The organism is Capilliphycus salinus ALCB114379, assembly GCF_047276495.1.
Taxonomy (GTDB): Bacteria; Cyanobacteriota; Cyanobacteriia; order Cyanobacteriales; family Microcoleaceae; genus Capilliphycus; species Capilliphycus salinus.
The window spans coordinates 4,070,108-4,089,149 of the sequence record NZ_CP178543.1 but is presented as its reverse complement, the minus strand read 5'-3'; the positions used below and the strand labels follow the sequence as shown (position 1 = coordinate 4,089,149).

Genomic DNA, 19,042 nt, shown 5'->3' with positions numbered 1-19,042 from the left:
TACTTGAATGCAACCCAAAAGTCACGAATTTTTTCTAAAGTTTAGAATCGGAGGAGATGCGAGTCTAAAAATTGCCTTTGATACCACTTCTGATGGCGTAATTTCAATGACAATTACAGACTAAGCCCACGCGGTTTAACCGAAAGATTTGCCCTGCATTGAGAGTTAATCATCATGCAAACAGATTTGAGTTCACTTCTGCAAGCGCAGACTACATTTTTATCTGTATCGCTGCCTATACAAGCTCTGGCACGATTAAAGCGGGAGAAGGACAGAAAGTTTGTATACCAAACTACAGAAACTCAGCCGGAGGCGTTTTTTATCCCGAATGTTGCCCAGATTGTTCTTGCAAATACTGAGAATAGCCCAATTGTTCGAGGCGCTGTTGCTTCTCTAGAACCGACTGTTTAAGCGTCTGGCGATAGGCTTGCACTCGATCCAACAATTTCGGTTGATGGGATGCCAAAATTTGCACCGCCAACAACCCCGCATTTTGAGCATTTCCGATCGCCACCGTCGCCACCGGAATTCCCCTCGGCATCTGCACAATAGAATAGAGAGAATCCACCCCTTGCAACTGACGGCTTGACACCGGAACCCCAATCACGGGTAATGGTGTTAAAGAGGCAACCATCCCCGGCAGATGGGCCGCCCCACCTGCCCCGGCGATAATCACCTTTAACCCCCGCCGATGGGCGTTTTGGGCGTACTCTACCATGCGTTCGGGGGTGCGGTGGGCCGAAACAATGGCGACTTCGTGGGCTACCCCAAACTCTTCGCAAATTGCGATCGCCGCCGCCATCGTCGGTAAATCGGAATCGCTCCCCATGATAATCCCAATTTGGGCAATCTCCTGATTTTCTGTGTTTGATACTGAACTCAAAGCTGAAACTCTAACCTACTATGACTCAAACCGCGACACAGACCGCCGCATCGATAGATATTATCAACGCTCGTTTACCCGGAGACGAGAATCTACAGCAAATTTTAATTCGTGGGGGTAAGATTGTTGGGGTTGAAGCGCTCAAGAGGCTTTACAGTCACTCAGAACCCGTCACCAGTCACCAGTTATCGGGGGATGGGGAACAGTTCTTTGAGGTTTTGGATGTGGGGGGAGATTGGGTTTCTCTTGGGGGAGTAGACCTGCAAATAAACGGGGGTTTGGGGTTGGCTTTTCCCGAAGTGACTCCGCAACATTTCCCCAAACTGCGGGAAATAAGTCAATATTTGTGGCATCAAGGCGTTGATGGCTTTTTACCCACCATTGTCACTACAACTTTAGAACAAATTCGGCGAAGTCTGGCGACCTTAGCCGAATTTATGCAAACCTCCCCTTCCGACAACAGCGCCCAAATTCTGGGGATTCATCTAGAAGGGCCATTTCTCAACCCGGAAAAACGGGGCGCCCATCCCCAAGACTGTTTACTTCCCCTAACTCTCGATAACGTTAAACGGGTTTTGGGCGACTATGCCAGTATCGTTAAAATTATCACCCTCGCCCCGGAATTAGACCCCACAGGCGAAGTTATCCCCTTTTTACGCAACTTGGGAATTACCGTCAGTTTGGGGCATTCTCAAGCCACCCTCGAACAAGCCAATTTAGCTTTTTCTCAAGGGGCGACGATGGTGACTCATGCGTTTAATGCCATGCCCAGTTTACACCACCGCCAACCGGGACTTTTGGGGGCGGCGCTGGCACATCCCAACGTCTACTGTGGTTTGATTGCCGATGGCCAACACGTCTGTCCGACGATGCTTCAGGTGTTGTTACAAAGCGCTCGCGGAAAACTGGCTCAACCGGGAAAAATTTCGGGTGTTTTTCTCGTCAGCGATGCTTTGTCTCCCTTGGGTTTACCCGATGGGGTTTATCCTTGGGATGAGCGACAAATTGAAGTCAAAAACGGAACCGCTCGTTTATCCGATGGCACCCTCGCCGGTACCACTCATCCGCTGTTGGTTGGGGTGGAGAATTTGGTCAAATGGGGTTTGTGTTCGGTTTCCGAGGGTATCGCTTTGGCAACTTCTGCGCCCAGAGAAGCGATCAACCTGTCGGGGATAATTAATTCTAGTGCAACTGGGTTACTTCGATGGACTCAACAGGAAGACTTGAGTCTAACTTGTCAACGTTTGTTTCCCAATCCCTCAAATAGTACCCTTTAAGCGATAATGGGAAAATAGCTGCTATCAATTGTGAGATTCTCACACAGAGAAATTATGGGAGATGCCAAGCGTCGCAAAGAAGCTATGGGAGACAATTATGGTAAGGAAGAAAACATCTTGCCTTGGCTCCCAATTACTAAAAAGCAAAGCGAACAGTTTGTCAACTGGACAACCCGAGGGGCCTGGGTTGGGATTGGGTTTTTGATTGTCTTTTGGTTAACGATTCGATTTGTTGGCCCGGCTTTTGGTTGGTGGCAAGTTGATTAACTGATTTTTAAAGGAATAGGGAATTATCAGTCACCAGTCACCAGTCACCAGTCACTGGTGACTGATAATTCCCTTGATTCATCTGAACTTTTTGTAAAGAAAAGATAAGTTAATTAAAAGCAAAATCTGGGGTTGATATTAAAAACTGTTTAAGACTTCTAAAAATTGAACAAAGTATAACCTATACTTATATTATTAGTTATTCTAATCTGGCTTGAAAAGGGGCTGATACAGGCTGTTAAATCTCTGTTTTCAGGGAAGTGAAAGTCATAGCTGTCAAGTTTTTCAGGAGTCTATTGTCCGGGGTGACGAGGTGGAAGACTTTTGAGATCTCCGGAAAAAGAGTTCAGAATGATGATGATCTTTTCAGTCAATTAGAGTTATACTGTGCCAACATTGAAACACCAAAATCTTAAGATTGTGTTACATTTTTGAATAAATCTTAGGTGTGGTGATGGGAGGGCAGATTTATGTTTCTCAGACTAGCAGAACAACACCGTAAATTCGTACAAGATCTCGTGATGAATCTCCAAGCTTTGGCCATTGTGCTGGAGCGTCAAGGCTATTTAGCCTCTTGCTATACCTGTGGTGGCCAAATGAATAGCGCTTCCTTCATGGTAAGTTTGGGAGAAAATCATCTGATTCGTTTCTTAGTTTCCGACTATGGAATTACTTGGACTGAAATGCGAGATGATCGCGAATTGATGAAGTTAGAAGGTGCCGAAGCCATCAGTCAGTTACAAGAACTGGCCAATTTAGTCAAGTATAACGTCCAGCCGTCTGTGACGTTACCGAAGCTGGCGTGAATGGCTGACCAAGCAGCTACCCCGGCTGCAACTTCTCAACTGTCAATAGGATCTCATAGGTGGTGTAGAACTTCTCCAAATGTTACCCTGGAAGAAAGGACACTGCTAAAAATTGTTATGCCTATTTGACAAAGTAGGCCGAGCTTGGAGCGGTGTTAAGTATCGAAACAAGGCGGTATATGGCAACAACATTGGAGTCTGAGTGGCAACATTTATTTGTAGAGACGAACAACATTCGTTTACATTCGGTCACTCAAGGAGAAGGGGAACTGGTTGTCCTCCTGCATGGCTTTCCGGAATTTTGGTATTCTTGGCGTTATCAAATTCCGGCTCTCGCTCGTCATTATAAGGTCGTTGTTCCCGATTTGCGCGGCTACAACGATTCTGACAAACCGGAAACCGGTTATGATTTGGATACGCTCAGTGCCGATATTCAGGGCTTAATTGAGCGTTTGGGTTATGTAAAAGCGCATATTGTGGGACATGACTGGGGCGGTACCATCGGTTGGCACATGGCTCAGAAATTTCCCCAATATGTTAATCGTTTGGCGGTTTTAAATGCACCCCCTCCTCATCGCTTTGTCCAAGAGTTGATGAGTAATATCGACCAACTGCGACGGAGTTGGTTTGTTTTGGCGTTTCAAGTTCCGAATATACCCGAATGGTTAATTCAACAAAATTTGAATAACTTTGTCATTGATTTACTTCGTGGCCAAGCCATTCGCAAAGGTGCATTTAGCGCAGAAGAAACCAAAATTTATCAAGCTGCATTAGAAAAACCCGGCGTCATCGCCTCGGCGTTGAACTACTATCGCCAACTTTTGTGGCCACCGAATTGGCTTTCAAGTACAATGCGATCGCCTCAAAAAGTTGAGTCCCCAACTCTGGTATTATGGGGTAAGGAAGATGCGTTTTTTAGTCATAAAATTTTAGATGGTTTAGACCGTTTAATTGCTGCGCCCTTTAAGCTACAATTGGTCGAAGATTGCGGCCATTGGATTCAACAAGAAGTTCCCCAAACGGTTAACCGTGAACTCTTAAGCTTTTTGCGCGATTAAATCATCCTTTAGATACAGGTTTTTTGTTGTGAGAGGCGACAACTGTGAGAAAGAATCTACAACGGTTTTTGCTTCCGATAGTCGTCTCCATAGCAACATTACCGGTTCATGCTGATAATAATACCCTCAACTTTCAGATTCGGCAAGGTCAACAATTTTTAACCGATTATGGCGGTCGCATTATTTCAGATTCTTTTCAAATAAGAGGGAGCAACTTACTCCCTCAAAAAGAATCGTGCTTTAGTCGCCTGATGGCTCACTCTACAGTTGTACAGCAACTCAACGCAATTGTTCAACTCAAAGGATTAAATTTTCCTATACCTCGCATCCAAGGACAGGCGACAATTCCTTTAAAACGTTTAGAAGGAAGCCAAGTATTTACTGTTAAACTAACCCTGGGAAATATATCGGGTGATTTTCTATTAGATACGGGCGCTTCTACAACCATGCTATCAACGCCAATGGTTCAACAGTTGGGGTTAGTGGGAGAAAAAATCGATAGCGAACAGTTAACCTCAGCCGTTGCGGGGGATGATTGTCCCGAAATGAGCGCCAATGTTCACAAACTTCCGACTCTAACCGTTGATGGGGTGCGGGTTGAAGAATTAAGGGGTTTGGAGTTTACAAATACCCTCATTCCTGACGAACTTTCGGGAGTATTGGGGATGGATTTTTTGCGACATTTTGACCTAAAATTAAACCCCAAAACTGAACAGTTACAACTCTTTTCCCCGTCTCAACTCAATTCCGCAGAAACTCAACAATCAATTCCCCTAAAAAGTCGCTTGGGAGTGATGTTGGCGGAAATTGAAATTAACGGTCAAGGGCCGTTTACGTTTATGTTGGATACGGGAGCAGATACAATTTTTATTTCTCCTTCCCTCAGTTTAAGTTTACAACTCGATGAGGCTTCCCGTCAAGAGATTCAAGTGATCGGGTTTTGTGGGGTGGAAATAGCCGAACGTTCGACGTTAAAACAGGTTAAAATTCAACAGCATCAACAGAATAATCTAGAAGCGGTAATTTTATCTTCTCCTTCGGTACTAGATTTGTTAGAAGTGGATGGAATCTTAGGTCAGAATTTTCTCAATCACTACGAACAATATTGGCGGTTTAGTTTAACTGATGAGTCTAAAGATGAGAGGTTAAACGATTTTGAGGGAAGTTTAATTTTAACACCGATCAATCAAAAATCCGAAAACTGAACTTTCGACTGAAGGCGAACAGCTTTTCCGCAAACTACACTTGCAAAAGATGTAAATTTATGTATCGTATCCAGTTAGTAGGATTTTTGAAATATGATTAACGTTATCGCATTTTCTCAACTTAGTCAATGTCCGTCTGCTTTATCTATTCCGTTAAAAGCGCTGTGGTATGACTTACAGGGAGATTGGAAGAAAGCACATATTTTAGTACAAGATGAAGGCGATGCTGAGAGTGCGTGGGTTCACGCTTATCTCCATCGCAAGGAAGGGGATATTTCTAATGCGCGATATTGGTATAAACGCAGCCAAAAACTGGAATTTGTGGGAAGTTTACGAGAAGAATGGGAACATATCGCCCGAAATTTGTTGTTGTGATCATTATCAAATAAAATTCGTTTTGGGGTGGGGGCGGGTTTAGATACATTATATCATGTCTGACTAATCAATAAGCGTACTGTAGGGGCGGGTTCGACAATATCTTTATTACTACTCAAAGATTGAGATAAACCCGCCCCGCCCCCAGAATACCCATTAATCTACCGGATATCATATTATTGATGAAATTCGGAATTTTTGCTGAACCCGCCCCTACAGAATTGACGCATAAAAAGTAGGATGGGTCAAAACGTTAATTGGGTAATTTCATCAATATTTTTGGGAATTTTACCCATCAAAATTATTTCTGGGGGTGGGGCGGGTTTAGCATCAAAAGTAGGATGGGTCAAAACGTTAATTGGGTAATTTCATCAATAAGTTTTGGAAATTTGACCCATCAAAATTATTTCGGGGATGGGGCGGGTTTATGTAAATTCTTGATTAAATTCGGAATTTTTGCTGAACCCGCCCCTACAGAATTGACGCATCAAGAGTAGGATGAGTCAAAACGTTAATTGGGTAATTTCATCAATATTTTTGGGAATTTGACCCATCAAAATTATTTCGGGGATGGGGCGGGTTTAGATACATTATTGATAATAAATCTAGATTTTTGCGGAACCCGCCCCTACATCACTGGTGACTGGTGACTGGTGACTGGTGACTGTAAAAACCCGCCCCTACAGAATTGATTATTTACCGGGTTAATGTGGTAATCTTATTAATAAATGATTGAACACTTTTTAGCTGAAAGAATTATCCACCAAGCGAGACGGTTGCAGTTTTGTTTCTGTTTCCAACAAAATTGTTATTCGGGAATTACGGGTTATGGATGGTAATTTTAATGATGGGTTTCAACTTCTCACCTGTGATGAGGATGTTTTGTTGTTTGGGAAGGATACATACACAGTGGGAAGGTTTAAGGAGTTAGTTTTAGGACAAGTTAATGGTAAAGTCTATTATTCCATATCCGGTTATTCTGAGTCTAGATATTCTAATTCTAGACATTATTTAGTTATTCAACAACTCAATGAAGCATACAGTATTGAAAATAAGGTGGAAATTTCCATCTCTGAGAGTTACTGGGTTTCATGTAGTGGTAATATTGAATGTCAACTTCTAAAAATTGGTTCTATAGGTTGGAAGAATGGAAATTTGAGAATTAGAACAAAAGTTACTTTTTTTCCTGATGAATATATTGGCAAATCATATAACCATGTTCAACAACGGGATTATCTTAAAACAGACATTCAAGTTAGTTTAGAATTCTCTCCCGACGAACCCAACGAATACCAATCTCCTCTTGATAAACTTCGACAGCTTGAATCTGATTTACAATAACAATAGATGTCTGTATGTTGGCGTTTTTATTGAAAATTTCAATAACATTTGTAGGGGCGCATTGCCATGCGCCCTTGGTTGCGCCCAACGGGAATTTACAATAACAATAGATGTCTGTATATTGGCGTTTTTATTGAAATTTTCAATAACAGTTATTCGGTATTTATGATAAAAATAGATTAATTTATATCGGCGTTTTTTTAGATTTACACAGCCATGATTGGGGCGCAAGCCTTGCGCCCCAACGGGGAACGGGTTTTTTTATTGATATCGGGTTAATTGGACTCGATAACGTTCTTTTTTGGTAACTGCAACTTCCCCAACTTCTAGGCGCCCTTTTCCGCGTATTGCAATTAAATCTCCCGACTTCACCTGATAGCTTGCTTGGCTAATTTCTTTCCAATTTACCCGCACATCTCCGCCATCAATTAAACTAACCATTTTGCTGCGAGACATTCCAAAACCCGCAGACGCCACCGCATCCAACCGCATGGAAGCTTCAACGGTTGTCATTTCTTTTTTCTTGGGTGGACGTATCTTTAACTCGCTTAATTCTATGGGTTGAGTTTTGACGGGAACTGAACGAACTTGAGTCAAATTCATTTGTAAAAATTCGACTAATTCGGGAACTACAACCGCCTGGGCGCCCCGTTCTCCCAAAACAATAATATCGCCCGTTTTTTCCCTAACTATTCCCGTCCCTAACATCGCCCCCAAAAAGTCTCGATGGGTGGCGGGATCGAAAAGAAAATTACCGGAAATATCAATAGCTGCCACAGCTACGCTAGAATCATCTAAAGGAAGTTCTGAACGGGCGATCGCAATGCGCTGACGTTCGGCTTGGGGATAACCGCCTCCTGTTACCAATTGTACCTCAGTCAGACGGCTAAAAATGCGCTGTGCTTCTGCAAGTTCGGGGGGCGAAAGAAAGTCTGTGTAGGTGATTTCCCAGGTTTTAATTGCTTGTTCGGCTTGATCGATCACCCGAGCAATACAATCTCGATTTTCAACACTGTTTAAAAGTTCTTCTCTGGGTAGCATTCGTTAATTTTACAGGTTAATTTTTTAGTGTTTTGAAATTTTTCCTTTCATCTTAATGATAGCATAAATCGGCGAACTTTGTCTCAAAAATAGGATAATTTCCCGGATTAAACTCCTTTTTCCCAAGTTAACAGTGCGGGTGTTTTTTCTACACAGTGCATTCCCAATTTTTCTAAAATCCGAATTGAGGGAAGATTATCCGCCGGACAAGTCGCAACGATTTTCTTTAAATTTGGCTGTGTTATCGCCCAATTCACTAAGGCTTGTACCGCTTCAAAACCATAGCCTTGATTGCGATAGTTTGGAATAATATTATAACCCATTTCAACCTTACCCTGTTCGTCGGGTTTTCCGCCAAATCCCAAATCTCCAATAATAGTTTTATCGAGGCTGTGAATAATCAACCAAGCGCCCCAATTTTGTTGAGTTGGATCGCTTGCTAATTCCGCAAAAACCGGGAAAGCATCCAGCACTTCTTCCCAAGGCCAATCTTCGGGAACTTTGAGATTTAATAACGATTCAATCCGAGATTTATCGTTAATCGCCGCTTCGATAATTTCAGGAGAATAGGGAATTAATTCTAACCGTTTAGTTTGCAAACGCATTGACCGATCCTATAAGGAAAAAGGGAAAAGGGAAAAGGGAAAAGGCAACAGGCAAGGGTCGCTGTAGGGGCGGGTTCTGCCTTGATTTATCATCTCCTACAGACAACTAATCTAAACCCGCCCCGGTCTTGTAGAAGCAGGTTCGGTCTTGATTGATCATCTCCCACAGACAACTAATCTAAACCCGCCCCGTAATTGGGAAAAAACTGTAAACTGTAAACTGAAAAAACTGGTGACTCTCTTACAAACTTTGCTACCGACTATTCCGCCGGGTCGCAAGGAACGCGCTGGTGACTGGTGAGCAGCGCGGTCTTGGTGGCTTCCATCAAGGAGCGACTGCGAACCCGGAGGGTGACTGGTGACTGTAAAAGACTGTTTTAATTCGGTGCGGCATAACCCTGAATATTTTCGGGTTCAAACTGACGTAAAATACTGGTGGCTTTGCGAGTTAAAGTTTCCGAACCTTCAACAACAATCAGATATTTTCCGGCATTTAATCGGTTGCGATAAGGTAAAGCATCGCCGCCGCCCAAAACCAAACCAACACCTCCGCCGGCGACCACACTTCCCAAACCACCGGAAATCGCGCCAAGAATTCCGCCAATCACATGATTTCCGAATTCTCCCGCCCAAGAAAAAGTATCTAAACCCGTAATTAAATTAAACACATAACCCGCCACAAATCCGAAAGGAATCAGCCAAAACGCCATAAATTTAACCTGTTTCCAAGCTTCATCTTTGGGGTCAATTAAACCGTATTCATCGGCGCTTTTGTATCCTTGACCCAAAATGGTAACTTTCTCGGTGGGTAAACCTTCTTTTTCTAAAGCAACATAGGCGGCTTCAGCTTGGATGCGATCGCTTAAAACGGCTACAAGATAGTTCATAGATGCCAGAAAAAAATTTAAATTAGGTTTTGTGGATTAAAAAACAGCTTGCCACAATAGAGGCTGGTGATATTTTACCTGATTTTCTCCGATTGAGGAGCCAGAAGATTAATGATGTTGAACCGCCAGATTTCAGGCCATCACCGGGAGAATAGAAGCGGTAATTTCAACCCTCAAACGAGAGAATTTTGTCGGGGAATTCTTTAATTAAAGTTTTTCGATAGCATTGTCAGATTTTTGGCGATCGGCCCGAGTACAATCATGGGGCGGGAGGTGGGCATGGGGTTAGACCGATTTTTTATGAAGCCGCATCTATCTAATTGATCCCCCCCGCGAACGCCACCCCCCTTAACAAGGGGGGCTGGGGGGGATCATCAAAAGTTGCATGATTAGAAAGAAATGGTATTAGACCTATTTTTGGGTCAGCAGAAAGCTTAATTTTTTCCAACAATCAGCCCAATAGAGTCCCCAAAAGCAGGTAGAATAACGTACTGCGGTATCAAAACCGAAATCGAGATCTGATTCTACAGATACTCCAAACGGTTAAGACCCCAATCCTGAACGGGGTAGCATCTCCCGCTCTACTGTTGCTACTTATTTGCATAATTATGCCTAAGGTTCTTGTTTCCGATTCAATCGATCAAGCTGGAATTGATATCCTTTCCCAAGTGGCGCAAGTCGATGTGAAAACAGGTTTGCCCGCAGAGGAATTAGTTAAAATCATTTCAGAATATGATGCTTTAATGATTCGTTCCGGGACTCGCGTCACCCAAGAAATCATCGAAGCGGGCGTTCAGCTTAAAATAATCGGCAGAGCCGGTGTAGGAGTTGATAACGTCGATGTAGCCGCCGCTACACGGGCCGGAATCGTCGTGGTAAACTCTCCTGAGGGGAATACCATTGCCGCCGCCGAACACGCCTTGGCGATGATGCTATCGATGTCTCGTCACATTCCCGAAGCCAACGAATCGGTGAAAAGCGGTAAATGGGATCGCAAAAAATTTATCGGGGTTGAAGTCTATAAAAAAACCTTGGGAATTGTCGGTTTGGGGAAAATTGGTTCCCATGTCGCCGCCGCCGCCAAAGCAATGGGAATGAAACTTCTGGCCTTTGATCCCTACATTTCCCAAGAACGGGCCGATCAACTCAGTTGCCGTTTGGTAGACATGGATATCTTGCTGCAAGAGTCCGACTATATTACCCTGCATATGCCCAAAACGAAGGAAACGTATCATATGATTGATGCGAAAGCCTTCGATATGATGAAACCCACTGCCAGAATTGTCAACTGCGCCCGGGGTGGAATTATCGATGAGGCGGCTTTGGTGGAAGCCCTCAAAGAAGGTAAAATCGCGGGGGCGGCGCTGGATGTCTACGAAAATGAACCCCTAGAGGCCGATTCAGCCCTGAGAGAATTGGGCCAAAAATTGGTTCTCACTCCCCATTTAGGCGCCTCGACTGAAGAAGCCCAGGTTAACGTGGCCGTCGATGTCGCCGAACAAATTAGAGACGTGTTACTGGGTTTACCCGCACGGTCGGCGGTGAATATTCCGGGCCTGTATCCCGACGCCCTGGAAAAACTCAAGCCCTATCTCCAGTTGGCGGAAACGTTGGGAAATCTCGTCAGTCAGTTGGCCGGCGGGCGGGTGGATTTCTTGGATGTTCGTCTGCAAGGGGAACTCGCCACCAACAACAGTCAGCCCGTCGTGGTGGCTTCTCTCAAGGGTTTACTCTCTCAAGCGTTGCGGGAGCGGGTGAACTACGTTAACGCCAGCATAGAGGCCAAAGAGCGGGGGATTCACGTGATCGAAACTCGCGACGCCGCCGCCAATGACTACACCGGATCGTTACACTTGGAAGCGAAGGGATCTTTGGGAACCCATTCGGTAAGCGGGGCTTTACTGGGCGATCGCGAAATGCGAATTACCAATATTGATGGTTTCCCCATTAACGTTCCGCCGAGTCACCATATGCTGTTTACCTTGCACCGGGATATGCCGGGAATTATTGGTAAAATTGGCTCTCTGTTGGGCAGTTTTAACGTTAATATTGCCAGTATGCAAGTCGGCCGAAAAATTGTCCGGGGCGAGGCGGTGATGGTTTTAAGTATCGATGATCCCTTACCGGAAGGTCTGTTAAGTGAGATTATGAAAGTACCTGGAATTCGGGATGCTTACACCGTTACCCTATAGGTCGAATTGGCGATAAAAATTATTCGGAGTTCGGAAGGTGTAAACAGTGACCAGTTATCAGTTAACAGTTATCAGGTTTTCAGTTAACAGTTCGCAGTTATTCCGGGACGGCCTCACCAGTGAATAGGGGATAGTTAAGAGGGTTGAGGATTTTTAACACCCGATCCGCAAAACTTAACACTGAAAGCATTGGTTTTCCTCGGTAATTGATGATCTGTACCATGAAAACAAGCTAACGGTAGCACGGTTCAGGGTTACTTAAACATCTGTTTGTAAACCAATTACTATCCCGAATTCCGAATTTTTAAGGATTGACATGATACATAGCTGGTGGGAAATTGAAGTTTTATGCGATCCCGTGTTAGAAGAGTCTGTCTTCTGGCGTCTGGAAAGTTTTGGCTGTCGGGGAACAGCCAGTCAGAGTCAAAATAATTCCTGTTTGGTTTCGGCTTATCTTCCCGAAGAACAAGCCCATCTGTTGGACTTGTCAGCCCTGGCTTTATGGTTGCGTCAAGATGCACTCTGTATGGAAAGCCCCCTTCCGGTTGTTCAATGGAGTCTCATCGATGAACAAGACTGGGCGAGTAGTTGGAAAAAACACTGGGAACCGACGGAAATTGGCGATCGCATTTTGATTTATCCCGCTTGGTTGGAACCCCCCGCCAAGTCCGATCGGATTTTGTTACACCTCGATCCCGGTGTGGCTTTTGGGACGGGCGCCCACGCTACAACTCAGCTTTGTTTAGAATCGGTTGAAATGCGGCTGAGTGTCAAGCCGGAAAATATTGTTGTTGCAGATATTGGCTGCGGTTCCGGGATTTTATCCATCGGGGCGTTATTGTTGGGGGCGACCCAAGCCTACTCGGTTGATATCGATCCGATGGCGGTGCGATCGGCCCGTCAAAATCGCCAACTCAATAATATTTCTTCCGAACAAATGAGAGTTGAACAGGGGAGTATTGAGGAAATTATTCAGTTGGTTAACGGGCCTGTTGATGGGATTCTTTGTAATATTTTAGCAGAAGTTATTATTGATTTAGTGCCTAAATTTGATGCGATCGCCAAACCGCAAACTTGGGGAATTCTCAGCGGAATTTTACTCGACCAAGCCAAACCCATCGCCGACACTTTAGAACAGCATGGCTGGATCGTCGCCACACTCTGGAAACGTCAAGACTGGTGCTGTTTTAATATCAGACGGTCTTAAATAGAGGGAACAGGGAACAGGGAACAGGGAATAGGCAAAAGGCAAGAGGGAAGGGGCAAGGGGCAAGGGGCAAGGGGTAAGGGGCAAGGGGTAAGGGGCAAGGGGTAAGGGGCAAGAGGTAATAGGCAATTCTTTCCTCCTGAACACAGCAACTCCTGTTTCCTGTCTCGGTGACTCGGTGACTCGGTGACTCGGTGACTCGGTGACTCGGTGACTCGGTGACTCCTGTTAACTGCTTACTGATCACTGATCACTGTATTCATTCTTCTCTTTTCATCGGCCCTAAATATCGGGTTAAATAGGGAGAAAATACCTCATAAATTAATGTTAGGGGTTTGCCGTGATGCCAAAATAAGTAATGACGGCCCCAAAACGGCCCCTTTTCTCCAAACGCCAATTCTAACGCTTTTGACTCTCCATAATACAACCCCTGAACGTCCCGGTATAATTCTGTTCTCAGACGGGCTAAACTCGCCCATATCGGTAGGGAACGGTTTTGTAAATACTCATCCACATGACTGGCTTCCCACCAAGACGCCGCGTAAGCCAGCCGTTGTCCCGAAGCGGTTTTTAGCCAAACTTGTCGTCGCAGTCGCGGTCCCGGTACTAATTCTATCGCATCCGGGGCGCCATCTCTATCCATCCCGACGGGGGACATATCGATCACATCGACTTCTGTGGGTTCGGTCGTCAACAGTTGCAAGTGACGAGTCGGCGAACCATCCCCCAGTAACAAAATTTGCCACGCCGGAGACAGTTGGCTGTGGGGTAAACCCTGACGAACTTTTTCTTCTCCGCCTTCCCAGTGGGTATGAAGACGGTGCCAAGCGGTTGGCGGTTTAATGGGGTCCGTTGATTGTAAGCTAGCAGTCAAAGTTCTTTACATTTCTTAATCTTCAGTTTATTATCATAGCGTGTCTTGAGAAATCACAAAGTATCGAGTCTGAAATTAGTTTAACCCCAAAACGTCCTCGTACAGTTCGGCAATCGCGCATTTAAAGCCAATAGAGGTAAGTTCGAGTTCATCTTCTCTATTGTAGGGATAAAGCACCCATCGTCCTTGTTCGTTACGGCGAAAACATTCGACGTTAATTTCATCTTGACTAATTAAAACATATTCTTCTAAAGTTTCAATTAATCGATAATCTGCAAATTTTCCCCCCCGGTTAAACGCTTCTGTAGTCGGTGATAACACTTCAACGACTAAACGAGGATATTTTTTGAAATCATCAGGATTTTGATCGCGAGAATCACAAGTTACAAATAAATCGGGATAATAATAAACATCTGCCGCCTCAATGTAAACTTTCATATTGCCGATATAAGCACGACAACCCCGACCCCGAACATGATTTCTTAATAAAACAAACAAGTTCCCCGCAATGGTTTCATGGGCATCACTTCCCCCCGCCATTGCATAAACTTGTCCGCGAATATATTCGTGTTTTATGGGACTAACTTTTTCGCCTTCGAGATAATCTTTATGAGAAATAATAGAATAGTCTTGAGAACGAGAAACCATAACTTTACTTTCAATGATTGAATTTTGCTGGTTGAAATTATAGCATTATCCTCAAGTTCGTTGTTGTGCGAAGATCGCCAAATACAATAATCTGAATAATATATCATTTTGGTTCTACGTTATTTTTGGGGTGTTTTTATCAATTTTTTAGGGGTTTGGCGGGTTTATTTCTGTTATTTGTGGGATGTTCTTATCAATTTTTTAGGGGTGGGGCGGGTTTATTTAAGTTGTTTGTGGGAGGATATAAATCTATTCGGAACCCGCCCCTACAGAATTAATATATTTTATTGAATTCGGGGATAGGACAGGTTTATTTATGTTGTTTCCGGGATGTTTTTATCAATTTTTTCGGGGTTTTGCGGGTTTATTTATGTTGTTTCCGGGATGTTCTTATCAATTTTTTCGGGGTGGGGCGGGTTTATTTAACTTATTTGTGGGAGGATATAAATCTATTCGGAACCCGCCCCTACAGAATTAATCTATTTTATTGAATTCGGGGATAGGACAGGTTTATTTATGTTGTTTCCGGGGTGTTTTTATCAATTTTTTAGGGGTTTTGCGGGTTTATTTATGTTGTTTCCGGGATGTTCTTATCAATTTTTTTCGGGGTGGGGCGGGTTTATTTAAGTTATTTGTGGGAGGATATAAATCTATTCGGAACCCGCCCCTACAGAATTAATCTATTTTATTGAATTCGGGGATAGGACAGGTTTATTTAAGTTATTTGTGAGAGGATATAAATCTATTCGGAACCCGACCCTAAAAAATGATGGGGAAAACGGGCTTTTAACGCGGGTAAAATTGGACAGGGTTTTTGGTCTTGTAAATTTTCCGGTTTGTGCCAAGAATAAGGGGCTTTAGTCGCCGCAGACATCCACAATAACCGTTTCGCCCTGGTCATCGCAACATACAATAAACGGTATTCTTCTGCGGTTTTTAAAAACCCCGCCTGTTCCCAAGCGGTCATTACATCCAGCAAGGTATTTTTGTCATGTAAATAAGCCCGAATTTGCGCCCGTGCGACTTCTGAAAGGGTAAACTCTCCTAAGAAGCGACTTTGAGGTAAAACCCGCAAATTTCCGGGTATAGTTTGTTCGTGTAAAAAGGGTAAAAACACATAATCCCAGTCCAAACCTTTGGCTTTGTGCATGGTAATAATTGTTAGCTGTCCGGGGCGAGTGTAGACGCTTTCATTGGATTCATTTTCGTCAATATCAACGGTTTCAAATCGTTCTGAACTAACAATTTCATTCAACACGTTAACAATAGCTGGAATTGAATTATTCCCCGCAGTTTGTTTAACAATTCTTTCGGCTAATTTATCGGCGGTGGCTAACTCGCTTTTTTCGTATTGCAAGGTTAACGCTAAAAATGAGATCAGTTGAAAGGGGGCTAACTCCAAACGGGCTTGTAATAAACTCCGACAAAAACGGCGACATTTGTGAATTTTATCATCCGATGGTTTAGTATCGAGGGGGCCGGGATAGAGAAATTCTTCCGGTTGAATCGCTAATGCGTTAAAATCTTGATTGGGGATTAATTGGCGATCGCTAAATACTTTTAAGGCGGCTTTGAGATAATCTGGAGAATGGGGGCGATCAATAAATTGTAATAGGGATAAAAGTTCTGCGGGAATGCGCGACTGTCGGGCGGCTAAAGACACATCATAAATTCTAATAGGATATTCGCTTAAATCGACTTTAAAGCCTGATTCTTGCGGGTTATTCAATAAGTTTGAAATGAATTCGCCCTGCTTATTTTCCCGGACTAAAATGGCAAATTTTCCCTCTTTATTTTCTTGAATTAATTGAATGACTCGCTCGGCTATTAATTGAACAGTATGATAAATATCAACAGGTCGATAAAGTTCCAAACCGGAACCCGTCGGGGCGGGATTAGAATCCGGTTGAGGATCGTCTTCAGAAACGGGATGAATTTCTTGTTCTTGAAACGGTTTTTCTATTCCGGAAACCTGAGAATCGTTCACCCATTTTAACACATAATTAGCCGCCTCAATAATAATTTGAGAACTTCGACCGGCCCGATCCATTGTTGCCAAACGGTCTTGATTTTTACAGTCCTGACAAAAGTCGCGAAAATAAATCGGATCGGCGGGAGTAAAGGTGGAATTAATGGCTTGATTTGGATCGCCAACCCGAACTAAATTGAAGACATCTTCTGAATTAGAATCTTGGGCTAATTTTTTTAATAATTTTGTTTGTAAAAAGGTAGAATCTTGGGCTTCGTCTTCAAACACCGCAAACACTCGCTGTTGCCACTGTTGACGAACCCGATCGTCTTTTAAGACTCGCAACGCTCCTAAAATCATCTCATCATAATCAATTAACTGACGTTGTTTCAGTAGTTTTTCGTAATTTTCATACAGTCCCGCAGCGATCGCTAAAATCTCATATTCATTGGGAATTCTCGTCGCTAAATCTCGCAAGTCAGAAGGCGTCAACCCCGAACTTTTTGCCTCTTGAATTACTTTCCAAGATAAGTCCGGTAAAACTTCTGTTCTCAATACAGACTGACGCCGCAAACGTTCGGTTTCTTCCCCATCAAACTGCATTCCTTCGATTAACCGTTGATAGTGGCGAGGATAATCATTGATCCACAATTCTACACAAGTTCGAGTTAAACGGTTGCTCGGAGTCGGTAAAATTAGCGTCGAATTTTCTAAATCTAAACCCGATAATTCCGGATGTTGACGGGCGATATTTAACGCCAGGGCGTGTAAGGTATAGACCACAAAACCGCCCGTTGGTAAACCGAGATCTTTGAGTTTTTCATTAATTTTAGAGCGAATATTCGCCGCCGCCGCCCGAGTAAACGTGACCACCACCAACTGACGGCGGCTACTTAGACCATAACGGGCGATCGCAATGGCGGCGGCTGTAGCCATTCCCGTAGACTTTCCCGCCCCCGGTACCGCCGACACCGCCAAAAGCCCACCTTTCCAGTCTGCCATTTGTTGCTGTCCGGGACGCAAAGTGGAGCGAATTTTCTGCAAAGCGGCTTCTGTAGAGGCTGAGATCGCTTTTGAGTCCAAACCGTTTGATCTCAACGAAAGTGACGCCGGATCGAGGGTTGGCGTCTGGCTGGAAGTTGAGTTAAATGGGGGTTCAAAATCGTCTGTCAAGGTTGGATAGGAATTTTAGAATGTTGAGGGGGTTGATTGATTCGGGCGAACAAAATAGATAAACTTTTACCAAATGTCGATTCTTGACTACAATATCGTTAATTGTTATCAACCGTCAAGTCAATTATGCCAAAAGTCAGAAGTTCAGTAAACTGTTAATTGTCAACACTGTTAATTGTAAACACTGCTGACGGCTCACGGGTAATGAGTGACTGGAAAAGACTGGTAACTGTAAAAAATCGCTGCATTTGAGCTATTGAAATTCAATGAATGTTGAAACCCCGCAATCGGCTTTGAATAAACTCTCTGAAGGAATCGCTTTGTTGATTGACTTGGCGAAACGAGGAGAAATTGACCCTTGGGATGTACAGGTGATTGAAGTGATCGATCGTTACTTGAGTCAACTGACACCTCAACAAAACTATTCTTCTCCCGGTCAAAATTTTACCGAATTGTCTCAGTCCGGTCAAGCTTTTTTGTACGCTTCGATGTTGGTTTTGCTGAAAGCTGATAGTTTAATGTCGGTCGATCCTTTAGAAGCGGATGCAGAAATTACTGTAGAAGAAGAATTTGTCGGGGGGGAAGACGGTTTAAATGGGCTTCAACGTCCCCAAAATCTTGAACGTCAAATTCGACGGCGAACTGTCGGAAAAACCCCTCAAAAACGTCGGGTAACGTTGCAAGAGTTGATCGATCAGTTACAATTAATGGCAACTGCGATCGCCGAACAAAAAACCCGTCCCAAGCGTCGGCGGACCAGTTCGACAGCCAAAGCACAAGCGGCTAAAGCGATCGCCGAACTTGCTCACCAAGAAAATTTAACCGAAACCGCAACTAAATTAGAACAGTTACTCAGCGATCGGTGGTCAAATTTGAGCGATCAATGGTTAGATTTAGAACAACTTTTGGTGTTGTGGTCTAATGCGATTTCTCCCGAAAATTTGGCTTCTGAGTCTTCCGATGATGGCAACAATCCCGAAAATTTAGTTCATCAACCTCGCAACGAGCGGGTGGGAGTTTTCTGGGCTTTATTGTTATTATCCGCCCAATCTAAAGTAGAATTAACTCAAGAAGAATTTTACAAAGATATTAAAGTTCGCACCTTACCCACGTCGGATTCTGTCTGAGGTAAAATTTCTAATTTTTCGGTTGACAATAATCACCGCGATGACTGATTTATACTTCAACTTTTTAGCCGCAGGCTAGGAAGAGTATCACCCGCAACCAAAAACTA

The 19,042-nt window shown here is 43.8% G+C and carries 17 protein-coding genes; 10 read left to right on the top strand and 7 right to left on the bottom strand.

What is annotated here, in order from left to right:
- Window positions 1-319: 319 nt before the first annotated feature.
- Complete coding sequence (gene purE, locus ACL6C3_RS16995; protein WP_413168352.1) at window positions 320-829, bottom strand: 5-(carboxyamino)imidazole ribonucleotide mutase; 510 nt, start codon at window positions 827-829, stop codon at window positions 320-322.
- A 74-nt stretch (window positions 830-903) separates the two neighbouring features.
- Here purE and nagA point away from each other — a divergent pair, with 74 nt between their 5' ends.
- The 7 genes from nagA to ACL6C3_RS16960 all read left to right on the top strand — a co-directional run bounded on the left by nagA (window position 904) and on the right by ACL6C3_RS16960 (window position 7,212).
- Window positions 904-2,160 (top strand): N-acetylglucosamine-6-phosphate deacetylase, encoded by a 1,257-nt coding sequence (nagA, locus tag ACL6C3_RS16990; RefSeq protein WP_413160113.1) that lies wholly within the window; start codon window positions 904-906, stop codon window positions 2,158-2,160.
- Window positions 2,161-2,214: 54 nt separating this feature from the next.
- Window positions 2,215-2,427 carry a DUF2839 domain-containing protein gene (locus ACL6C3_RS16985; protein WP_413168351.1) on the top strand — a complete coding sequence of 71 codons (213 nt, stop codon included), beginning with the start codon at window positions 2,215-2,217 and terminating at the stop codon, window positions 2,425-2,427.
- A 470-nt stretch (window positions 2,428-2,897) separates the two neighbouring features.
- Window positions 2,898-3,233: a DUF1815 family protein gene (locus tag ACL6C3_RS16980; RefSeq protein ID WP_413160112.1), complete on the top strand. Its 336-nt coding sequence runs from the start codon at window positions 2,898-2,900 to the stop codon at window positions 3,231-3,233.
- A 179-nt stretch (window positions 3,234-3,412) separates the two neighbouring features.
- The gene (locus tag ACL6C3_RS16975) at window positions 3,413-4,291 is read left to right on the top strand and encodes an alpha/beta fold hydrolase (RefSeq protein WP_413160111.1); all 879 of its coding nucleotides are present in this window, start codon (window positions 3,413-3,415) and stop codon (window positions 4,289-4,291) included.
- Window positions 4,292-4,335: 44 nt separating this feature from the next.
- On the top strand, window positions 4,336-5,496 hold the full coding sequence (locus tag ACL6C3_RS16970; RefSeq protein WP_413160110.1) for a retroviral-like aspartic protease family protein: 1,161 nt from the start codon (window positions 4,336-4,338) through the stop codon (window positions 5,494-5,496).
- A gap of 93 nt (window positions 5,497-5,589) precedes the next feature.
- Complete coding sequence (locus tag ACL6C3_RS16965) at window positions 5,590-5,871, top strand: hypothetical protein (RefSeq protein WP_413160109.1); 282 nt, start codon at window positions 5,590-5,592, stop codon at window positions 5,869-5,871.
- A gap of 828 nt (window positions 5,872-6,699) precedes the next feature.
- Window positions 6,700-7,212 (top strand): KGK domain-containing protein, encoded by a 513-nt coding sequence (locus tag ACL6C3_RS16960; RefSeq protein WP_413160108.1) that lies wholly within the window; start codon window positions 6,700-6,702, stop codon window positions 7,210-7,212.
- 261 nt (window positions 7,213-7,473) lie between these two features.
- Here ACL6C3_RS16960 and ACL6C3_RS16955 read toward each other — a convergent pair whose 3' ends face one another.
- From ACL6C3_RS16955 to ACL6C3_RS16945, 3 genes are all read right to left on the bottom strand, one after another.
- Window positions 7,474-8,253 (bottom strand): photosystem II S4 domain protein, encoded by a 780-nt coding sequence (locus tag ACL6C3_RS16955; RefSeq protein ID WP_413160107.1) that lies wholly within the window; start codon window positions 8,251-8,253, stop codon window positions 7,474-7,476.
- A gap of 107 nt (window positions 8,254-8,360) precedes the next feature.
- Complete coding sequence (locus tag ACL6C3_RS16950; RefSeq protein ID WP_413160106.1) at window positions 8,361-8,858, bottom strand: GNAT family N-acetyltransferase; 498 nt, start codon at window positions 8,856-8,858, stop codon at window positions 8,361-8,363.
- Between the two features lie 377 nt (window positions 8,859-9,235).
- Window positions 9,236-9,745 (bottom strand): hypothetical protein, encoded by a 510-nt coding sequence (locus tag ACL6C3_RS16945; RefSeq protein WP_413160105.1) that lies wholly within the window; start codon window positions 9,743-9,745, stop codon window positions 9,236-9,238.
- Window positions 9,746-10,353: 608 nt separating this feature from the next.
- Here ACL6C3_RS16945 and serA point away from each other — a divergent pair.
- Window positions 10,354-11,937: a phosphoglycerate dehydrogenase gene (gene serA / locus ACL6C3_RS16940; protein WP_413160104.1), complete on the top strand. Its 1,584-nt coding sequence runs from the start codon at window positions 10,354-10,356 to the stop codon at window positions 11,935-11,937.
- A 316-nt stretch (window positions 11,938-12,253) separates the two neighbouring features.
- On the top strand, window positions 12,254-13,144 hold the full coding sequence (gene prmA, locus ACL6C3_RS16935; RefSeq protein ID WP_413160103.1) for a 50S ribosomal protein L11 methyltransferase: 891 nt from the start codon (window positions 12,254-12,256) through the stop codon (window positions 13,142-13,144).
- Between the two features lie 259 nt (window positions 13,145-13,403).
- Here the strand turns inward: prmA and ACL6C3_RS16930 are convergent, their stop codons facing one another.
- The 3 genes from ACL6C3_RS16930 to ACL6C3_RS16920 all read right to left on the bottom strand — a co-directional run bounded on the left by ACL6C3_RS16930 (window position 13,404) and on the right by ACL6C3_RS16920 (window position 17,808).
- On the bottom strand, window positions 13,404-14,018 hold the full coding sequence (locus ACL6C3_RS16930; protein ID WP_413160102.1) for a chorismate lyase: 615 nt from the start codon (window positions 14,016-14,018) through the stop codon (window positions 13,404-13,406).
- Window positions 14,019-14,093: 75 nt separating this feature from the next.
- The gene (locus tag ACL6C3_RS16925) at window positions 14,094-14,666 is read right to left on the bottom strand and encodes a Uma2 family endonuclease (RefSeq protein ID WP_413160101.1); all 573 of its coding nucleotides are present in this window, start codon (window positions 14,664-14,666) and stop codon (window positions 14,094-14,096) included.
- Window positions 14,667-15,408: 742 nt separating this feature from the next.
- The gene (locus ACL6C3_RS16920; protein WP_413160100.1) at window positions 15,409-17,808 is read right to left on the bottom strand and encodes an ATP-dependent helicase; all 2,400 of its coding nucleotides are present in this window, start codon (window positions 17,806-17,808) and stop codon (window positions 15,409-15,411) included.
- A gap of 266 nt (window positions 17,809-18,074) precedes the next feature.
- Here ACL6C3_RS16920 and ACL6C3_RS16915 point away from each other — a divergent pair, with 266 nt between their 5' ends.
- A complete protein-coding gene (locus tag ACL6C3_RS16915; RefSeq protein WP_413160099.1) occupies window positions 18,075-18,935 on the top strand; it encodes a segregation/condensation protein A in 861 nt (286 codons plus the stop codon).
- The last annotated feature ends 107 nt before the right edge of the window (window positions 18,936-19,042 follow it).